General features: G+C 38.8%; 13 protein-coding genes and 1 other annotated feature. Of the genes, 3 read left to right on the forward strand and 10 right to left on the reverse strand.

The window, feature by feature from the left end; all coding sequences use genetic code 11:
- From AC4PHI_RS13055 to AC4PHI_RS13100, 10 genes are all read right to left on the reverse strand, one after another.
- Entirely contained in the window at positions 1 to 2,124 is a 2,124-nt protein-coding gene (locus AC4PHI_RS13055) for a glycoside hydrolase family 3 C-terminal domain-containing protein (protein WP_492200263.1), read from the reverse strand.
- A 90-nt stretch (positions 2,125 to 2,214) separates the two neighbouring features.
- A complete protein-coding gene (gene yicI, locus AC4PHI_RS13060; RefSeq protein ID WP_492200264.1) occupies positions 2,215 to 4,500 on the reverse strand; it encodes an alpha-xylosidase in 2,286 nt (761 codons plus the stop codon).
- Positions 4,501 to 4,531: 31 nt separating this feature from the next.
- A complete protein-coding gene (locus AC4PHI_RS13065) occupies positions 4,532 to 6,193 on the reverse strand; it encodes an ABC transporter substrate-binding protein (protein ID WP_492200265.1) in 1,662 nt (553 codons plus the stop codon).
- 28 nt (positions 6,194 to 6,221) lie between these two features.
- The gene (locus AC4PHI_RS13070) at positions 6,222 to 7,094 is read right to left on the reverse strand and encodes a carbohydrate ABC transporter permease (protein ID WP_492200266.1); all 873 of its coding nucleotides are present in this window, start codon (positions 7,092 to 7,094) and stop codon (positions 6,222 to 6,224) included.
- 45 nt (positions 7,095 to 7,139) lie between these two features.
- A complete protein-coding gene (locus AC4PHI_RS13075; protein WP_492200267.1) occupies positions 7,140 to 8,105 on the reverse strand; it encodes an ABC transporter permease in 966 nt (321 codons plus the stop codon).
- A 222-nt stretch (positions 8,106 to 8,327) separates the two neighbouring features.
- A complete protein-coding gene (locus AC4PHI_RS13080) occupies positions 8,328 to 9,647 on the reverse strand; it encodes a hypothetical protein (RefSeq protein ID WP_492200268.1) in 1,320 nt (439 codons plus the stop codon).
- Positions 9,644 to 10,318 (reverse strand): YesL family protein, encoded by a 675-nt coding sequence (locus AC4PHI_RS13085; protein WP_492200269.1) that lies wholly within the window; start codon positions 10,316 to 10,318, stop codon positions 9,644 to 9,646. Before AC4PHI_RS13085 ends, AC4PHI_RS13080 begins: the two co-directional genes overlap by 4 nt.
- Before the next feature lie 4 nt (positions 10,319 to 10,322).
- On the reverse strand, positions 10,323 to 11,846 hold the full coding sequence (locus AC4PHI_RS13090) for a response regulator transcription factor (RefSeq protein WP_492200270.1): 1,524 nt from the start codon (positions 11,844 to 11,846) through the stop codon (positions 10,323 to 10,325).
- On the reverse strand, positions 11,824 to 13,596 hold the full coding sequence (locus AC4PHI_RS13095; protein ID WP_492200271.1) for a sensor histidine kinase: 1,773 nt from the start codon (positions 13,594 to 13,596) through the stop codon (positions 11,824 to 11,826). Before AC4PHI_RS13095 ends, AC4PHI_RS13090 begins: the two co-directional genes overlap by 23 nt.
- A 19-nt stretch (positions 13,597 to 13,615) precedes the next feature.
- Complete coding sequence (locus tag AC4PHI_RS13100; protein WP_492200272.1) at positions 13,616 to 16,297, reverse strand: beta-glucosidase; 2,682 nt, start codon at positions 16,295 to 16,297, stop codon at positions 13,616 to 13,618.
- A 736-nt stretch (positions 16,298 to 17,033) separates the two neighbouring features.
- Positions 17,034 to 17,285: a binding site (T-box leader), on the forward strand.
- Positions 17,286 to 17,337: 52 nt separating this feature from the next.
- On the opposite strand from AC4PHI_RS13100, the gene AC4PHI_RS13105 reads away from it, so the two are divergent.
- The 3 genes from AC4PHI_RS13105 to AC4PHI_RS13115 are packed head-to-tail and all read left to right on the forward strand — an operon-like array spanning position 17,338 to position 19,907.
- Entirely contained in the window at positions 17,338 to 18,192 is an 855-nt protein-coding gene (locus AC4PHI_RS13105) for a MetQ/NlpA family ABC transporter substrate-binding protein (RefSeq protein ID WP_492200273.1), read from the forward strand.
- Positions 18,193 to 18,219: 27 nt separating this feature from the next.
- On the forward strand, positions 18,220 to 19,236 hold the full coding sequence (locus tag AC4PHI_RS13110; protein WP_492200274.1) for a methionine ABC transporter ATP-binding protein: 1,017 nt from the start codon (positions 18,220 to 18,222) through the stop codon (positions 19,234 to 19,236).
- 11 nt (positions 19,237 to 19,247) lie between these two features.
- Positions 19,248 to 19,907, forward strand: a complete 660-nt coding sequence (locus AC4PHI_RS13115; RefSeq protein WP_126809129.1) for a methionine ABC transporter permease — start codon at positions 19,248 to 19,250, stop codon at positions 19,905 to 19,907.
- Positions 19,908 to 20,027 lie beyond the last annotated feature (120 nt).

Below are 20,027 nucleotides of genomic sequence, written 5' to 3' on the forward strand. Positions count from 1 at the left end.
TTAATCCAACTGATAGCTGAACTTTTGTGCGACTGCCACTTTAGTACGATCATGAATGGCTCTTGATGAACTGCCAACACAAACCTCATAATCTTTACTGTGGACAACAAATCGATCTCCTTCAAATCTTGCAAAACTAGCATCCGGCAGGACGATTTCTACTTCTTCTGTGTCGCCGGCAGGAACAAACACTTTACTAAAGCCTTTCAACTCTTTATATTTTTTCCCGTCTGTTTCAGTTTCCACGTATAATTGGACTATTTCATGACCATCTATTTCTCCTGTGTTCGAAACGGCAACTCTTATCAGAGTGTCTGATGAGTCGGCCAACCTGTCTACAGCTGATATTTTTTGTTCGAATCTCGTGTAGGTTAAGCCGTGACCAAATGGAAACAGCGGTTCGATATCAAATGCATCTTGATGACGATAGCCAACAAATACACCTTCTTTATAAGAGACTTTTTCATCTCCCGGGAACTCCCCGATACTGTGAGCAGAACAATCTGACAGGTTGCGGTAAAAAGTGACAGGTAACTTTCCGGAAGGTGCTACTTTACCAAACAAAATATCCGCTAGCGCTTGACCGCCACGTGAACCAGCATACCAAGACCAGACCACCGCTTTAGCCTCGTCGATCCAGGGCATCGTCACTGCCGAACCGCCCACAAATGTTAAAATCGTTTCAGGTTTGACTGCTAATAAAGCTTGAATCAATTCGTTTTGACCATCTGGCAATTCTAAACTTTCTCTATCATTTCCTTCAGTATCATGATTATGATCTAAACCGCCCACAAATATGACAATATCTGCTTCTTTTGCTTTTTCAACCGCTTCATCTATCAATCGGCGATCCGTTTCTTGTACCGTTTTCTGTTGGACCATTGAAAAGCCTTCTTCGGTACTTTTCTCTTGCCAACTAGTATCAAAAGGATTGACCATCTCAGATGCTTCATAACCTTTGACAAATTCAACAGTACTATTGCCACCGGCAGACATGGTAATACCTAGCAGCGGTGTGATTTCAAACAACGCTTTGATTTCCGCACTGCCGCCACCAGTCGAATGGACTCTATCAGCATTGGCTCCTACGACTAAAATCTTTTTCCCGACAGAATCTTTGATTGGTAAAACTGCTTCTTCATTTTTCAAAAGAACAACTGATTCCTGTGCAATTTTTAAAATCGAATCCTGAGTCGCAATCTGATTGTATTTGCCTGATTTTCTTTTTTGACCAGGAAGCATTTTCAATTTTTCCATCATTCTCAAAATATGCCTTACTTTTTTGTCTAGCTCTTTCTCAGCAAGCTCACCGGTTTCTATTGCATGTTTCAGTGGTTCTGCCAGAAAATAATCGTCAAAATTATTCGTCACACTCATCTCAATGTCAAGTTCGCTGAGCAAAGATCTCTCTGTGTCATGAACACCACCCCAGTCTGAAACTATCATGCCTTCAAAACCCCATTGCTTTCTTAAAATATCATTCAACAAATAATTACTTTCACAGCAATACTCACCGCGATACCGGTTATAAGCCCCCATAATAGACATCGCCTTGGCTCTTTTTACGACCTGATAGAATCCTGGCAAATAAATTTCCCATAGTGCCTGATTCCCTACTTCGACTTCTACTTCCAACCGCCGCGTCTCCTGATTATTTAACGCAAAATGTTTAACAGAAGCCGCTACATCGTTTCTTTGAATCCCTTTTACTAGAGGCACTGCCATCGCACCAGTTAAATACGGGTCTTCACTAATATACTCAAAGTTTCGTCCACATAAAGGCGACCGAACGATATTGATCCCCGGTGCCAAAACCACATCTTTACCTCTCCCCCTAAATTCTTCGCCCAAATGTTCGCCGAATTGTTCAGCTAAAGAGGGGTTCCAAGTTGCTGCCAAACAACTATTGCTAGGAAAATAAGTCACATAATCATAGGATAAGTCTACTGGCAGCCACTGATCCTGAAGATGATCTTTACGCACGCCCATAGGACCATCAGCAAATTTTACTGGGGGAATCCCCAGCCTCTGGACACCCTTCGTTTGAAACAACCCGTCCCCATGCACCATACCGATTTTTTCTTCTAATGTTAACTCTTGTAGTATCTTTTCTATCATCGTCATATTTTCCCTCCATGTTATGCCTGTTATAAAGAAAAGCGTGACAAATGTTTCTGTCACGCTTTTTGTCAAACAGACTACACTGATTAGCTTTTATCTAATGATTTGTTCCGTATTTGTGAGTTTGACTAATGTTCCTTCGTCACACACTTCACCGCTTGCTAGCTGTTTATTACGGAAAACAACACTGACTTCATCTAGTCCCATAGTCTGCACACGATAGCTCTCATCTGACAGTTTCTCAATGCTGATTGATCCAACAGTCTGGCCTAGCTGATCGGTCACTTCAGCAGCCGCCTTTCCGTCAATCTCAAAAGCATGAACGACTAGCTGTTTAGCATAATCATAAACTGCTCCTTCCGAGTCTTGACCTGTAACGATCAAGCTATTAGGTTTCGCTAGTAAAGGCATCGTCAAATAACCATACTCTTTTTGATACCATTTACCGCCTTCATGGCTTTCGTTGGTCAAAAAGTTAGTCCATCTGCCTTCAGGGACATAGAACTCTGCAACTCCTTTATCATTGAAGATGGGGGCAACTAACAGATTTTCACCAAACATATACTGTTGATCCAAATGGTGGCAATTTCTGTCTTCTGGGAATTCCAACACCATTGCTCTCATCATCGGAAGCCCGTGATCCACTGCCACTTGTGCCTGTTTCATGATATATGGCATCAAAGAAAGCTTTAGTTTCGTAAATTTCCGAGTGACATCGACCGCTTCTTCACCATAAAGCCATGGTACTTTATATTCCCAACTGCCATGATAGCGACTGTGAGAAGAGAGTAATCCAAATTGAGTCCAGCGCTTATACAAATCTGGTGTACAGCCGGCTTCAAATCCGCCGATATCATGGGACCAGAAGCCAAAGCCGCTCATACCGAATGACAAACCTGCCCGCAGCGATTCAGCCATCGATGGATAATCTGATGTACAGTCTCCGCCCCAATGAACAGGGAACTTCTGTGAACCAGTCGTAGCAGACCTGGCAAACAAGACCGCTTCGTGTTCGCCCCGTTCTTCTTTCAGTAAGTCGAACACTACTTGATTGTATAAATAAGCATAATAATTGTGCATGCTTTCTGGTGATGACCCGTCATAATACACGCAATCTGTTGGTATACGTTCGCCAAAGTCTGTTTTAAAACTGTCAACACCCATATCAAGCAATGTTTTCAGTTTGCGGCGATACCAGTCCACTGCTGCCGGATTAGTAAAATCAACGATGGCCAAGCCTGCCTGCCACTTGTCCCACTGCCAGACATCTCCATTAGGACGTTTCAGGAAGTAACCGTTCGCCATCCCTTCATCAAACAAAGGAGATTTTTGCCCAACATAAGGATTGATCCATATGGATATTTTCAACCCTTTATCTTTCAAACGTTTCAGCATTTTTTCCGGTTCTGGGAAAGTACGTTCATCCCATGTGAAGTTACACCACTCAAACTCTCTCATCCACAAACAATCAAAGTGGAAAACTTCCAGCGGGATATCCCGTTCAATCATGCCATCTACAAATTTATTAACTGTTTCCTCATCGTAATCTGTTAAAAACGAGGTGCTCAACCATAAACCAAAAGACCATGCGGGTGGCAAGCCGGGCTTGCCAGTCAACGTCGTATATAGTGTCAGCACATCCTTCATATCATCTCCTGCCAGAAAGAAATATTCCATGGATTCGCCTGGTTGACTGAACTGGACTTTAGAAACCTTTTCACTGCCGACTTCAAAACTAACTTTCTCTGGTGTATTGACAAAAATACCATAACCTTTATTACTAATATAAAACGGAATGTTTTTATAGGCTTGTTCAGTACCTGTCCCACCGTCTTCGTTCCAAATATCCACTGTCTGTCCATTCTTAATGAAAGCTGAAAATCTTTCTCCCAAGCCATAGATATATTCGCCCACACCGATAGATAATTGTTCAGATACGTGGATTTGATCAATATCATCTTTAATATATGCCTTGCTTCTAGGACCACTCTCTGTCAAGACTTTACCGTCTCTCTTATAGACCATGGACAGCTGCTCACCTTTGGTTATCTCAACGGAAGATTTCCCGCTAGAAAAAGTATACTTGTCATCGTCTTCAGCAATTGTCACATGCGGCTGTTGGTTATTAATCTCAAAGGCCGCTTTTTTCTGTGCAGAACCTTTATGATGATACATTTTGACAGAAATTATATCTGCTAAAGGAGATGTGATCTCAATAGTGAACATACCCCCGTCTAGAGAATGTCCTTTATGCCCTGTAAATTTAAACGGTGCATATAAGTACAAAGTGTCTTCTGTGTAGCACACATCATAAACATGCGCTGCATAATCCACAGAAAAACCGTCTTTGAGTAACCAACCGCCATCTGAATATTTCATAGTATTACCTGCCTCTTCTCACTGTCATTATTTATTTTTTGAAATCACCACTCCACAGTTTGATCCGGTCCTGTGTTAATTGGGTCATTTCTGCATTTGCTTTCTCAATACCCATTTTTTCAAGTTCATCTTGCATCTCTTCCCAGATTTTATCAAAATCTTGCGGAGTTGCTAAAATCGCTTTAGTTATCGCTTGTGTGACATAATCATCTGCCTTGGCTTGAATAATACTGGCATCACTTTCTGACGGAAGCACATATTCATATGCTTTCCCGTGAGCCGATGTTCCTAATTCTTCCGGTTTAGGGAATAAATCAACCCATAGTTCAGCATCATATTCAGCTAACACTTCTTTTTCAGCAGCTGTAAAATCATTGATGACTTGTTCTTTTGTATCTCTTGAAATACTCTGTCCAGTTGAATCAACCGCTGCTGTTCCCCATTGCGGGAACGGCCAGCCGTAAGCACCAATTCCTGTTTTAGTTTGATAGTTTGTATCTGTTTGAGATGCCTTCAAATCTTCTGGCTTCGCCACTCGTTTGCCGTCTGTCACATCATAGTTGACACCTTCTACACCCCAGTTGGTCAGAATTTGTGCTTCTTCAGATGCCATCCAGTTCAAAAACTCAAAAGCCTTGTCTTGATGTTCACTGGTGGATGAAATAGAAATCCCCGTCGTTCCGGTAAATCCGTAGTCCTTTACCCCTTGAGAAAGAAGACTGTCATTCAATGTCACTGGCAGAGGTGCATACAATCTCCAGTCTTTGCCGTCCGCTTTCAAATTTTTGACAGCGTCTTGGTAGTTCCAGTCTTGATCAGCAATCCCTAACACTCTGCCTGAAGAGAGTTTAGCAATATAAGTATCTTCTTTTTGTGTAAATGATTCTGGATCCAGAAGTCCCTTAGCATTCATATTATTCAGCCATTTAAAGTATTCTTTAAATTCTGGCAGTTGGAATTTGTAAACTGTCTCCCCAGTTTTTTCGTCCACTGCCCACTGACCGTCATCTTGTAATCCTGCAGCAAATCCAGCAGGGTTTCCTACAGTAATCAGCCAACGCCAATCTGACCCCAGCAAAGACAAGCCCAATGTTTTTTGTCCATCAATTTCAGGATACTTCTCTTTATAAGCTGTAATAGCTTTTTCAAAATCATCAAGTGTTCTGATATCAGGATACCCAAGTTCCTTTAACACATCTAACTGTATTGAAAAAGTACCACTTGTTTTATAATAGGCATTTTCCACACCGCCAGTTCCCAGATGATAAATTTGAGGATCAGACAGACTGTTTCGCAATCGGTCAAGTTGATCACCATATAGTTTTTTAATGTTATCTCCTTTTTCTTCAATCATTTCGTCCAGCGGGATTACTGCATTCGCGTCAATCAGTTTATTCAAATCCCCCTTACCGAAAATCATGTCAGGATAGTCACCGCTCGCTATCATCAATGGAATCGCCTGTTCATCCCCGCCTACCGGATGTGAAATTTCAAGCTTGATTCCTGTTTTCTTTGTGATTTCCTCGGCAACCGGATTATCAAAGTCATCATCCTTCTGCAAGTCCTTACTAAAAAACGTCAGTGTTGTGACATCCCCGTCTCCGCCCTTAGCTTTTTGATTTGAACCGCATGCTCCTAAGGTCAGAATAGCACCTGTCAAAAGCAAGGCACCATACATTTTTTTCTTTTTCAATTGTTTTTCCCCCTAATCATTTATATTTTTAATTTTTTACTGCTCCTAAAGTTAAACCTGAAACAAAATGCTTTTGTAAGAATGGATACACTACAACAATTGGCACTGTAGCAATAATCGTAATTGCCATCTTGATTGATTCTGGTGTTGTCTTGGCTTTGTTCATTAGTTCCATGCTACTTGTCGCTGACTGACCGCCAGCAGAAACTTGTGCAGAGGCATTATCCAAAATCTTCATCAATTCATATTGCAACGTGGTTAAATTATTATTGGTTTTAGCATATAGATACGTATCAAACCAGCTGTTCCATTGACCGACAGCTATAAACAATGCCACCGTTGCAATAACCGGTTTGCAAAGAGGTAATATAATTCTAAAAAAAATCGTTAAGTCATTTGCCCCATCGATTTTAGCGGACTCTTCCAGAGCGTCGGGCAGCCCCTCAATAAAAGAACGGATAACAATGACGTTGTATGCACTGAGAAGCATTGGTAATATATAAACTGCAAAATTATTAATTAACCCCAACCCTCGAATAACCAGATAAGTTGGTATTAGCCCACCGCTGACATACATTGTCAGTATCAGTAAAGTCGTTGCCTGCTTTCGAAACATAAAATCTTTGCGGCTGATGACATAAGCATACACACAACTGCTAAAGACACCCGCCAGCGTACCAATAACGGTTCTTAGCACCGAGTTGCTGAACGCCCTTAACAACTGACTATTGCCTGAAAAAATTTCTTTATAGTTTACCAATGTTAACTTTCTCGGAAAGATAGTCAAACCACCTTTGGCTGTATCTGTAGCATCATTCAGAGATGTTGCCAGCACATTTAAAAAAGGATACAGGGTAATAATAATGACTCCTAACATAAAGACAGCAATAAGAACATCCATAGATGTAAAATCTCTTTTTTTCCTTACTTTCATAATAGCTTCCCCCTATATCAGCTGGCCTTCTCCAGTTTTTTTAGCAATCTGATTAAACACAAAAATCAGAATAACACTGATGACAGATTTAAAAATACCAATTGCAGTACCAAAAGAGTATCTAAACATACCTATTCCATAGTCTAAAGCATATTTATCAATTACCAACGCTTTGCCTTGAACAATATTATTCCCCAACAACATTTGCTTCTCAAAACCGATATTTATCAAATTACCAATACTCATAATTAACAAAACCATAATGACTGGCCTGATTGACGGTAGTGTAATGCTCCACATTTGTCTCAGTCTAGAAGCTCCATCCACTTTAGCTGCTTCATACATTTCTTGATCAACCGAAGCCATTGCCGCAAAATAAATAATGGCATTCCAGCCCATCTCTTTCCAGACGTCAGCTGCTGTTACAATCCCCCAAAACTTCCCAGGATCGCTCATAAAATTGATTGGCGTATCAATCACATTTAAAAACATCAACAGGTTGTTAACAACACCGGATTGAGAAAGAGAAGTAGTGACAATGTTGGCGACGATTACCCATGAAACGAAGTGCGGCAAATAGGAAATTGTTTGTGTTAGTTTTTTGAATTTGGTGAATCTTAACTCATTTAGAAATAACGCAAAGGTGATTGAGCTCAGGAATCCAAAAATCAGACCTAAAATCCCCATGCCGAACGTGTTTTTTAGAGCGGTATAGAATTGCGGCTCATTGAATAGTTCTTTAAAATATTTTAGTCCTACCCATTCTTGTCCAAAAATCAACCCGTTTCCAGGTTTATAATTTTGAAACGCCATTAACCATCCCATCAGCGGTGCATAACAAAAAACTAATAACCAGATAATAAACGGAGCAACCATCAAAATCAGGATTTTCTGATTTTTTAATTCTCTCCATGTTATTCTCTTTTTGACTTTCCTTCTGCTTTCGTTTTCAGAAATTGGTTCTGCTGGATATTCCATTGTACTCGCCTCCACTTATTCTCTCGTTGCTCTACTATAATTTTACAGAAAGCGGATACAATAAGTCTTCCTACTTTTTAGTGCTAAGTATCATAAAAAGTAGATACTTTACATGGAAAAACCTTTTTCTACCCCAAATCCTCCATTTCTAAATACAAAAAGAGGCTCAGCCATAAGTCTCAAAAATAATCAATGAGGATTTATGGGCTAACCTCTTTTTAACTAATCACCAGCTATTTTTTGTATTTCATGCAACATGTCTTCCAACTGCTGTTTGGACACTGAATAAAACTCTTTATTCTCAAGCTCGCACAAATATGTGTCCTTTTCACCAGTGTCATAAAAAACCAGTGTGCGTGTCTGGGTTTCTCCTTCATCAATAAAAGTATAGGTTATTTTTAGCGAAAGAGCAGCCTCTTTCAGCGTTTCTTTCGATGGAAATATTTCTTCTAAAGGTGCAAGCACTGCAATGTACTGATACATTTTTCTAAACACATCTTCATTGACTTCTTGCTCATTCAAATAAAAAGTTGAAGCGCTAGCTGATGATGTCACCTCATGTTCTAATAATATTTGAAAGTTTTTCCCTTCAGTTTGCTGGATATCAATGGTTGTTACAGCATCCAACGGTAGTATATATAGAAAACGGTCTACCAACTGTAAGCCTTCTTTTACGAAGACTGAAGCCAGATTTTTAGGTACTTCAAAGATATCACTCTCATGCTCAATAAAATAGCTTTGAGCCGCTTCACTATACGCAACAATTGAAAACTGCCTGTTGTCGCCGTCATGATACTCAAATGTGACATTTACCGGCATAAACTTCTCACTTCCTTCAGGGATTGAATTAATTTTCTGGCTAGGCAGCAATACCGCGTTTGTCAAAATCTGTTCCATCGTATAGTATTCCACAGAACGCGGCGACTTAAAGTAATTATGCAAATACCAGCCGCTAATAAAGGGTGTTGTCTCAACATCCGATAAAGTGCCTTTATCCTTTGTCATAAAGTATGTTTTAGTATCTGTAGAAAAACTTACCTTGCTTAGTTCTTCCTCTGCTTCAGCAAATAACGGCTCCCCGATAAAATATATTGGCGATAAGTCCGACATAGCATCAAAATTAGCAAGCCTGTAGGAGTCCTGTCCTATTACGCCATAATACGCATCTTTTTCTTTATAAAATGAAACTGACTCTTTTGACGTGATAATTTTAAACAATTCTGTACCTTGGTCCAATTTAAATGTATTATCCGCCTTGCCTGCAGTTTTTAGCAGTTTAGTAATTTTATCATTAACTTGTTCCTGATCAATTAATGTTTCTCCGCCGGCTTTCAACCCCCAGTTCGCTTGATTTAACTCAAATTCTGCCAACTGTCCTTCTTTTTCCAACGTAAACTGTTCAATTTCTTCAAAAGAGAACAAATACTCTTTTGAGTTCTCACTGGCCGTTGTTGACTGACCAGCTTGGTTGTCTTTTGGGGTACAGCCTGTCCAACACACACACAACAAGCTGTACATCATCACATATACTGCTTTTTTCACTGTTTCCCTCCCAATTCTCTCGTCAAAACATAAAATATTTTTTGACTGGATTTTACTAACAACCATGCAAACAAACCAAAAATAAACAAGAAGCTAAGCGATGGTGCATACCAAAAGCCAATAATCAAACAGGCAATACAGCTGAAGATTTTCACACTCTTCGAAAAATGAAATACCATGGTATAGACACCCAACTTTAATACTTCTTTTATAGACATAGCGTATTTGGCAGTTAATATCATGATAAGTAAATAATAAGTGACAAAAAAAGGCAACAACAGCACGTATATCCCCAGCAGCAGCCAAGATGCTTCAGTAATGGCATGTAGTATATCTACCAGCAGAATCATAGTTCCTGAAAAAAACACAACACCGAACAGGAAGGACTGCCTCCAATTATCTTTTACTGCTGAAAAAAAATCATGCAACAGATTTACGCTCTTATCTCTTTCAAAAATCAGCATCGTTCCCAAAAGTCCTTGAAATCCGAGTGATGTAGGTATCAAAGCAACACAATAAATCATAATATTGCTAATTGATATCTGCGTATTAAAAAACAAAAGTAAAAAAGGCAACAAGAACAAGATAAAACAACAATTGCTTAGAAATACCACTGTAATCAACTGTAAATACTGATAAATCGGCCGCTCAATAATAGTCTTATTTGACATGTTACTAATCCTTTTCTATGTTTTTTCGGTATACCTTCGGACTCATATGTGTATGTGCCTTAAATTTTTTATGAAAATAATCCAAAGTAGTGTAACCAACATTATCTGCAATTTCATAAATCAAATAATTCGTTTCTTTTAGCATACGTTTAGCTTCTTCTATCCTAACCTGATCCAAATACTGCCCATAAGAAACAGACATTTCTTTTTTAAATTTTTTTCCCAGATAGGAACTGTTATAACCGAAGATCTCTCCTAGTTTTTGCAATGTCAAACTGTCAGAAAAATTTTTTTTGGTATATTTAATCATTTGCTGAATCACATCACTGCAGTCGTCCAATTCTCTTTGAATCAGCCGCAGCAGCTTGTCAATGAAAATAAAAACATGTTCGATTGCCAAGCTTAATTTTTTAACTCCCATGATGTTTTCTATCACTTCAAATCGCATAATTTCTGGTACTTCTGCCATAGATGCTTGAATCACTTCTTCCAACACAGATAAACAAAAATTACACAATTCTATCTTAATTTCATTTTCTTGCAAACTAGATTGCTGGTAATATTTTTGTAGCGCAAGATTCGACTTTTGAAACGGTTGATGCTCTTTATCGGCAACTGCTTTTCTGATATCCGAAAAAATCTCTTGGGAGGTATTGTGGCAGTCTTCCTTAATTACTAACAATTCCTCGGCAAGCTTTTCCCACGACAAATATTTAACATCATCAAATAAAAAACGATACCGGTCATTTTTTTTCATCTGGTCGTATACTTCAGGCAACTGGTCTTGGTAATTAATCAACCGGGACAGCTGAAAAGATGTCATACTTATCCGATGCTTTTCTAACAAATCATTCATTTCCTGCATTTTGCTTTCTCCATACCCCTGAAGTAAATTAGAGAAGATGACATAATAATCATTACCATATCTAAAATGAATGTCCTCCGGCTCAATAAGTGTTTTAATAACCTCTCCAAAATAATTACGGCTGCTATTATTTTTTTCTTCTGCTATCATTTCTAATAATTGAAGTTTAGGTTGCAACTTAATGTGGCTAAAACTACCTTCCTCTTTTTTATGAACAATCCATTCTTTCAAGGCACGCGAACGCTGTATCTTCTGATAATCAAGATTTGCTTTTTTGAGCTCTTTTTTCTTTTTCTTAGTTTCACTTATTTTTTTTATCGCATCGATCAACTCTTCCTCTTCAATCGGTTTAAGCAAATAGGAAGCTATCCCCTGATGAATTGCCTCCTTAGCATAGTCAAACTCTGAATAGCCTGAAACCAAAATATAGTCAGAGTCATTTGAAAAATGTTTTGCTTTTTGTATCATCTCCAAGCCTGTTAAATAAGGCATTTTAATATCTGAAATAACAATATCTGGTAAATGCTGTTTGATTTTTTCCAATCCTTCATACGCATCTTGAGCAAATCCGATTATCCGACAATCCAGAGCTTCCCAATCAATCAAATATTTAAGTCCTTCTCTAATATTCGGCTCGTCATCAACGATTAAGACTTTCATCATTATTCTCACCCTTAATTTTTGGTAACTTAATCAAAATTCTAGTCCCAACATCTTCGATACTTTTTACTTGAATCCCAAACTCCTTGCCATAATATAAACCGATACGCTGTTGAGAGTTCATCAACCCTATACGTTTACTTTTCACATCGGCAAGCTGTGTCCTTAATTTCGTCAGTTTTTCTTCCCTCATTCCTACGCCATCATCTATGATTTCAATTTCAAGCGTGTCGGATTCTCGGATGTTAAACTGTAAATGTCCCCCATTAGGATTCAGCTCAATACCGTGAACAAAAGCATTTTCAACAATCGGCTGGAGAACCATCGGCAATATCTGATACTTGCTGGTGTCCACCCCATCCACATAAATGTCATACGTAATCCTGTCGCCAAAACGTAAGTGCTGAATTTTCAAATAGAGTTCCACAAACTCCAGTTCTTTGTCTAGGCTAGTTAAGATATTTTCTTTCTGATAAGCCTGTCTCATCAATTTACTGAAAAGCTTGATAATGTCTGCAACTTCTCTATCCTGATTTTTCAATGCTTTCATACGAATCATTTCTAAAGTGTTGTATAAAAAATGGGGATTCAGCTGAGATGATAACCTTTTTAACTCCGACTCTTTTTGCAGCAGTTGTAGTTCATGCCATTTTTTTTCATGAGCAATATTTTCATCCATCAACTTTTCGAGACTGACTATCGTCCGTTTCAACTCTTCGTACACATCTTTAATCTCATCATTGCCCCCAATCGTTTCCTTAATGGAAAAATCTCCATGGGACACACTGAACATCGCCGACTTCAGTTGTTGTATACGCCAGTTGAATGACTGTAAAAATGCCGACAAAAGGGCAAAAGACACTGCAACTATACAAATCACAATCATCAAACCTTTATGCAGGACTTGCTTAACTTCACTTTTTATGGTCAGGCTGTCACCCAGTGTCACCAATGAAAAATCAGTCGTCCACGTATCATTGACTTCTACATCATTCTTCATGATGAAATACGTCTTATTCCCAATTGTTTCCTCAAATAGGGATTCGGATTTAACATCCGACGCTTTGGCTAAAAAAATTTTTTCGTATGATTCCGGCAATGTTTGTATGTGTCTGCCAACATATACAGGCTGAGTATCAAGAAAAACGATGGATGATGTCAAATCGTTGCTTAAAAAACTCCTAATAACATCCGCATCAGGGATGATAATCAACGTACCCACCCACTGCCCTTTTTCAAAGTGCCCCCTCACTAATGACAATTGTTCATAGTGTGTCACCGGGTCTTTAAGAACCTGCCAAAAATATGCAATCTGATTATTTTTTGATTTTTGAAACCAGTCGCTATGCTCTATCTCTTCGTTTAAATTTATAATATTCGAATTTGTCACGATACTGGAATTATCCACAACGTAACGGATATTTCCAATAGACTTATCCTGCATAATATATTCTTCAAACAACCGGAACTGTTGATAAGCCAAGTACACATCATAGACACTAGCGTAGTTTTTAGAGATAAATGCTATCAATTCATCATTGCTCACGATACTTTCTGATTTATTTACCATAGCGATTAATGTGTCTGATACTGAGTTCCGCACTTCTATTGCCTGAATTCTAATGTCCTTTTGCTTGTTTTCCATTAAAATAGTGTTCATATTTATGAACAAAAAGATTCCTGCAAACAACAACGGTATAATCGTGACCACAATAAAAATCATCAGTAATTGTTTTTTGACAGAGTTCTTCACTTTCTCTCCTCTTCTCTAACTAACCATAAATAAATACCGAGCCCATAACCCCTACTTTTAAATCTCTAGGTACTTTTTGCTCAGGGATTGTGACGGTAACCGAATCTTTGTGTTTCAAAAGCGGCACCTTCTGTTGAAACTCCCCGATTGAAACGTAACAAAACGTATCAGCAAAAGTTTTGTAGCGAATACATATCTCCGTTTCTTCATGACAGATAGCATCAAAAAATATAATCCAGCTATCTTTCTCCATAAGCATACCAGGCCGTCCATTTTCCTGCTCATATACCACTTGATGGTACTCATCGTGTCTCAAAAAAGACATACTAGTTGTAATTTCTCTGTTTACTCTATTTTTTCCTGATAAATGTATCTTTTTCCATAATAAGTCATCTTGAGCATTCTTTCCAATGCTTAGTTTGACATTGACCTCTGGCAGCTGGTAGTCTTGATAAACCACATCCCAGTATGTCATCGAGTTCGTATGAATGGGTATCACAATTTCTTTTTCAGAATATGGCTCAATGACTTCTTTGGTGAATCCTACTAATTTTTTTCGCGGAAGTTCTAATTTGCCATTATTTTCAAAACTAGCATAACATTGAACTGTTTCTTTTATGCTTTTCTCTGTGGGATTTTTTACTTTTACACGGACTTGATATTCTTTATCTTCCTCCCAAATGTGACTGTCCACTACCATCTCTGTGTAAATAGTATTACCATACGACAAACCATAACCGAAAGGATATAACACATTGTCTGATAAATAATGGTATGTTCGCGGATTTTTTCTTATGTTATACTCCCTGATATCTGGAAGCAAGGTATTGTCTTTGATCCATGTCTGAGATAGCTTGCCTGAGGGGTTAATTTTTCCATACAAGATATCTTCCAATGTATCCCCCAATGCTTGGGACCCGTGATTAGCATACACAATCGAAGATGCTTTCAGCACAATATCGGACATTTCATAAGGATAGCTAGAAACTAGAACTAGAACAACATTGTGATGATGTGTGATTAAACTAGTTAACAAATCCAATTGCCGCTTAGGAAACTGCATTGATGTACGGTCTTCACATTCTCTGCCGTTGAGCATCGGGTGATTCCCCATCACCATCACGACTTGACTCTCCTTGTCAATTTCCTTAACCTTTTTCAACTCCAGATCTTCTTGCCATTTTACAGTTACTGGTTTGTTATCATCTTTTTTATCACGCCTCAGCAAACAACCGTTACTAATGACTAACTCTCTGCCACGCCAATCAGCCAACTGATTTTGAGTAATATCAAAACATTCTTTAACGAACCAGTCAAACACTTCATGCTTATTTAACATAATTTGACCATCATCATTGGAACAGAGATAACGTTTTGTTACAGAATCTCTCAATAAATAGGCGTCTTCCCCCCAATCTTCCGCCAGCCATTTTGTCGCTTCTTCTTCTTTGTTTGTCTTTGTTACTTCACCGTCTCTCACCATAATATGCTGACTACCGTTAGTTAAAATCAGCTGTTGATTTCCTTCAATATATTCCGACAAGTTGCCGCTTTCTTTTAAACGTGAAACTAGCGTGCTTTGTCTGGATGGAATACCACCATACCAGTCTCTTAACTGTGAATTGCCTAGCATCCCAACAACTGTGACCTGTTGATTGTACAGAGGGAGTACACCCTCATTTTTCAACAATACAACACTTTCATCTGTAATTTTTTTGACAATAGCATGATGTGTATCGCTTCCTAACAATTCGAAAGGATAACTGTCATAAGGAGTTTCCACAACAAAATGTCCCAATCTCGATCTGACAGTCAAAATATTTGTTACCGCTGTGTTTAAATCTGCTTCTGTTATCAGGCCTTTATCAAGTGCTGTTTTCACCGCTGTTTCTACTAAATCTTTATCATCTACAAAGCAATCTATTCCTTGTTGCAAACCATCGGCAACCGCCGAAGCATAGTCTTTATGATAACCATAATCTTCAATATTTAATGACAATGCCCCACCGTCGCTGACGACAAACCCATCCATGCCCCACTTTTTTTTGACGATTTTTTTAACATCAGGATTTTGCATTCCCGGATAGCCGTTGATGCCATTATAAGCTGTCATCATCGACTGTGCTTTTGCCTTCACGAAAGCGGATTCAAATGCTTTTAAATAATATTCATATTTACTGCGTTCATCGATGCTGTTGGAGCTGTTTTCTCTTAGATACTCATTATTATTGCCATAAAAGTGCTTCGGTGCCGCAGCAACCTGAACAAACTGATCATCTTGCCCCTGCATACCGATAATAAATTGACTGCTCAATACACCAGCCAAATAGGGATCCTCGCCATAACTTTCTTCATTTCTTCCCCATCTTGGGTCTCTTGCCATATCAATTGTAGGTGCCCACGGTGTTAACCAACTTTTTTTCCCAGACTGATTATAAAGAATTCTGGACTCGACACCTATAACCTGACCAACTTCCATTAATAATGTCTCATTCCATGTTTGTGACAAGCCTATCGGCAATGGAAAGCTTGAAGTTCTAATATTGCCACGATCCACAACTCCATGGGCTGCTTCTCCACCAATATGATATTCCGGAATTCCTAACCTCTCGATGGCACTTTGATGAGTGGACATTAACGTGGTTTTCTCTTCCAATGTCAACTGATTTGTCAATTTACTTGCTATCCTTCGATGATCCATTTAAATCCCTCCTATTTTCAATACTAACAGAAAAAAGAAAGACGACTAATGGATTTATTAGTGCAAAGTGTCATAAAAATTCGACATCCTTGTTCAAAAACAATGTAAACATTACCTATAAGTACATGTAAGGAATAGAAAAAGCATAATAATTTGAGCTGATTTATCAAGCCAGTTCAAAATACGGGCCTATAAATCGAATTAATACTATGACTAAAAATAAAAAAGCGAGATTCAAGAACAAACAAACTGCTCCGGCTCTACAATTTAAGATGTTAGCGGGAGCTCCGCTATTTTTCTCTCGGTATTTTTTTGTGAAATGTGCATAAAAAGATGTCCAAATTGATAAAATTAAGTCAGTAAAACAGAATTATCAAGAAGAGATATCACCACAAACAATCATATCAAAAAATTAATTAGTTTAACAAATAACAAGGGGAAAGAAGTCTATCTAGTCGCTGAATAAGAGGAAATCATTAATCAAATTAAAAAGGAATTTGAAAAGTGACAAAAACAGTAGCCTAGAGTTTCCAAACTTTCCCTGAATCCTGCGACACTAATTTAATCATTTCTCCCCTTTCAGTAAGTAAAGCTTTATTAAAACAACCATTCCAAATCTCCTTTCCCCTTTATCTTATTACCGCCATTTGCCATTTATTTATGCTATCTCCTCACTTTAACTAAAAAAAATTTGACAAGACTCCTTTCATCAGCTAATATGATTCTTAATCAACTTTAAAACGCTATGAAAAGAAGAGTACAAATTTACTGCTTTCAAAGAGAGCTCCTGTTGGTGAGATGGAGTAAGGCCAGTGGTTTGGAAGATGGTCTTTGAGCAAGTTGTCTGCGAGTCACAAAATAAGCGGACAACGGGCTGCCCGTTACAGCATGCTGGTATCGAATCGCTAGATTCTGTATCATAGAGGTTTGGTTTGTAAAAATCAAACAAATTAAGGTGGTAACACGAAGCTATGCTCTCGTCCTTTTACAGGACGAGGGCTTTTTTGTTTACTGCCAAATAAAAACTAGGAGGAGATTGTATGAAGTTAAGGAAAAAAGTAGTTTTAGCCATTTTAAGCGGTGTAATAGTGACGACACTGGCTGCTTGTGGTACACAAAGCAAGGAAGCAAAGGATGAGGGCAACGCCAAGTCTGCTGAAGAAAAAGTCATCGGAGTAGCACCAGGACCTTACGGCGATATGGTAACAAAAGTGATATCACCTTTACTGGAAGAAAAAAATTCCGGCTATACACTGACAACTAAACTATTTAATGATTATGTGCAGCCAAACAAAGCTTTGGATGCGGGGCAAATCGACGGAAATCTTTTCCAGCATACTGCCTACCTGGAACAATTCGCAACAGATAATGATCTAGATTTAACGGCATTGCAAATAGTCCCTACACTGGGCATGGGAATCTACTCCAAGCAAATCGACAGCTTGGAAGATCTGAAAGATGGGGACATCGTTTCAATTCCTAACGATGCTTCTAATCTGGCACGGGCTTTGCTGTTGCTGGAAGCCAATCAACTAATTACCCTGAAAGAAGACGTGAATGTGGCCAAGGCTACCGTGAATGATATTGCGGAAAACCCTAAAAATATAGAGTTCAAAACTTTGGAAGCCGCTCAACTAGTACGTTCTCAAGACACTGTGACCGCAGCTTTAGTTCCCGGAAACTTTTCATGGGCAGCGAAATTAGATCCCGCAGACGCTTTAGCACTGGAAGATTTAGCAGAAAATTATAAAAATGTCTTTGTTGTCACAACAGAAGCTGCAGATTCTGATTTTGCTCAAGCAGTAAAAGAAGTGTTGGAAAGCCAAGAGTTCAAGGATGCCATTGCAGAATCTTCGTTTAAAGACTTCAGTAAGCCGGAATTTTGGAATGAATAATAGAAAACGATTAATGGAGGAAATTTTATGAGCAGTATCGAAGTAAAAAATCTATCCGTTGATTTCCAAACACCAAAGCAGACAATTTCTGCTGTAAAAAAGGTTTCTTTTAAGGTGGAAGCAGGCGAAATTTTTGGCATCGTCGGTTTGAGCGGCGCCGGAAAAAGCACTCTCATCCGAACATTTAATTTGCTGCAGCAGCCTACAGAAGGTCAAATCTTGATTGACGGAAAAGAAATCACCGGTTTAAAAGGAGTAGAGCTTCGAAAAGTCAGGCAAAAAATCGGCATGATTTTCCAGCACTTTAACCTGATTGAAAACCGGACTATTTTTCAGAACATTGAGTTTTCTTTAAAAGCCAGCGGCTATCCGAAAGAAAAACGCCAAGAGCAAATTGATGAGCTGTTGAGTTTAGTCGATTTGAGAGACAAAAAGGACGCTTACCCGAATAATTTATCCGGTGGGCAAAAACAGCGGGTTGGTATTGCAAGAGCACTGGCAAATAATCCTGAGATTTTACTTTGTGATGAGGCCACAAGTGCTTTGGATGTGGAAACTACTGAAGAAATTTTGAAGATTCTCGAGAAAATCAATCGTGAAATGGGGCTGACCATTGTATTCATCACCCATGAACTAGAAGTAGCAAAACGGCTGTTTCATCGAATGGCTGTAATGGAAAATGGTCTCATTGTAGAATCAGGAAAAACATTTGACATTTTCGCAAATCCGCAAAAGGAAATCACCCGCAAACTGGTCGGACGATTTTTCAATTTAGCTATCCCGGAAGAAATCGAACCCACTTTGGCCGATGGGAAACTTCTGGAACTGCGCTATCAGGGCGGCCACACGCTTGACCCTTTGATTTCAGAAGTTTCTAAAACCTATGATGTGTTTATCAGCATCATCCATGGAAAAATCGAATACATTCGAAATGATGTGATAGGTATTTTGCTCGTCTATGTCACTGGTTCAGAAAATCAATTGGAGCAAGCTGTTCAACAATTAGAACAAAATGTATACAGTTTAAGAGATTTAAGGCAATAGGAGGTGTTTTTATGGAAGAAACAATTGAAATTTTGCAACAATATCTTCTAAGTTCTTTAGTAGATACATTTTATATGGTTTCTGTTGCAACAGTTATCGGAGTTTTATTTGGCACCATCATCGGCTTAGGATTATTTTTGACGAATCACGAATACTTTTACAAACAGCCACTCATCAATCAAATTTCCGGCTTTATTGTCAATGCCATCCGCTCATTGCCTTTCTTAATCCTATTGGTAGTCTTGCTAGTTCCGATTACTTGGTTGATCAAGGACCCGTACACACCAACTGGTGGAGCGATTGCTCTATCTATTGCAGCAATCCCTTTCTACGCACGGATTGCAGAGGGAGCATTTTCAGAGGTGAACGCAGGGGTCATTGAAGCCGCCGTAGCTGCTGGCGGAAATACCGCCCTGATTGTCAAAGATGTGCTGATTCCAGAAAGTCTGCCGGCACTGATTCGTGGTGTTGTGTTGACAATCATCAGTCTGTTAGGTTATTCAGCAATGGTAGGGACAATTGGCGCCGGCGGGATAGGCGATTTAGCGATTCAGTTTGGGTATAACCGCTATGAGACGGGAGTCTTGATTGCCGTTATTGTTATCCTTGTGATAATCGTCCAGCTTATTCAGTGGGCTGGGGACCGGTTAGCGAATCATTTTGTGAAATAGTAATTTTCTAGTGAGATTATTGTTAAAAGACACTAAAGTAAACTATTGCTAGATTTTTATTGAAATAATATATGCTTAAAAAGACACTTTCCAAATTTTGGAAAATGTCTTTTTGATGAT

The organism is Vagococcus sp. QWL-13, assembly GCF_058683555.1.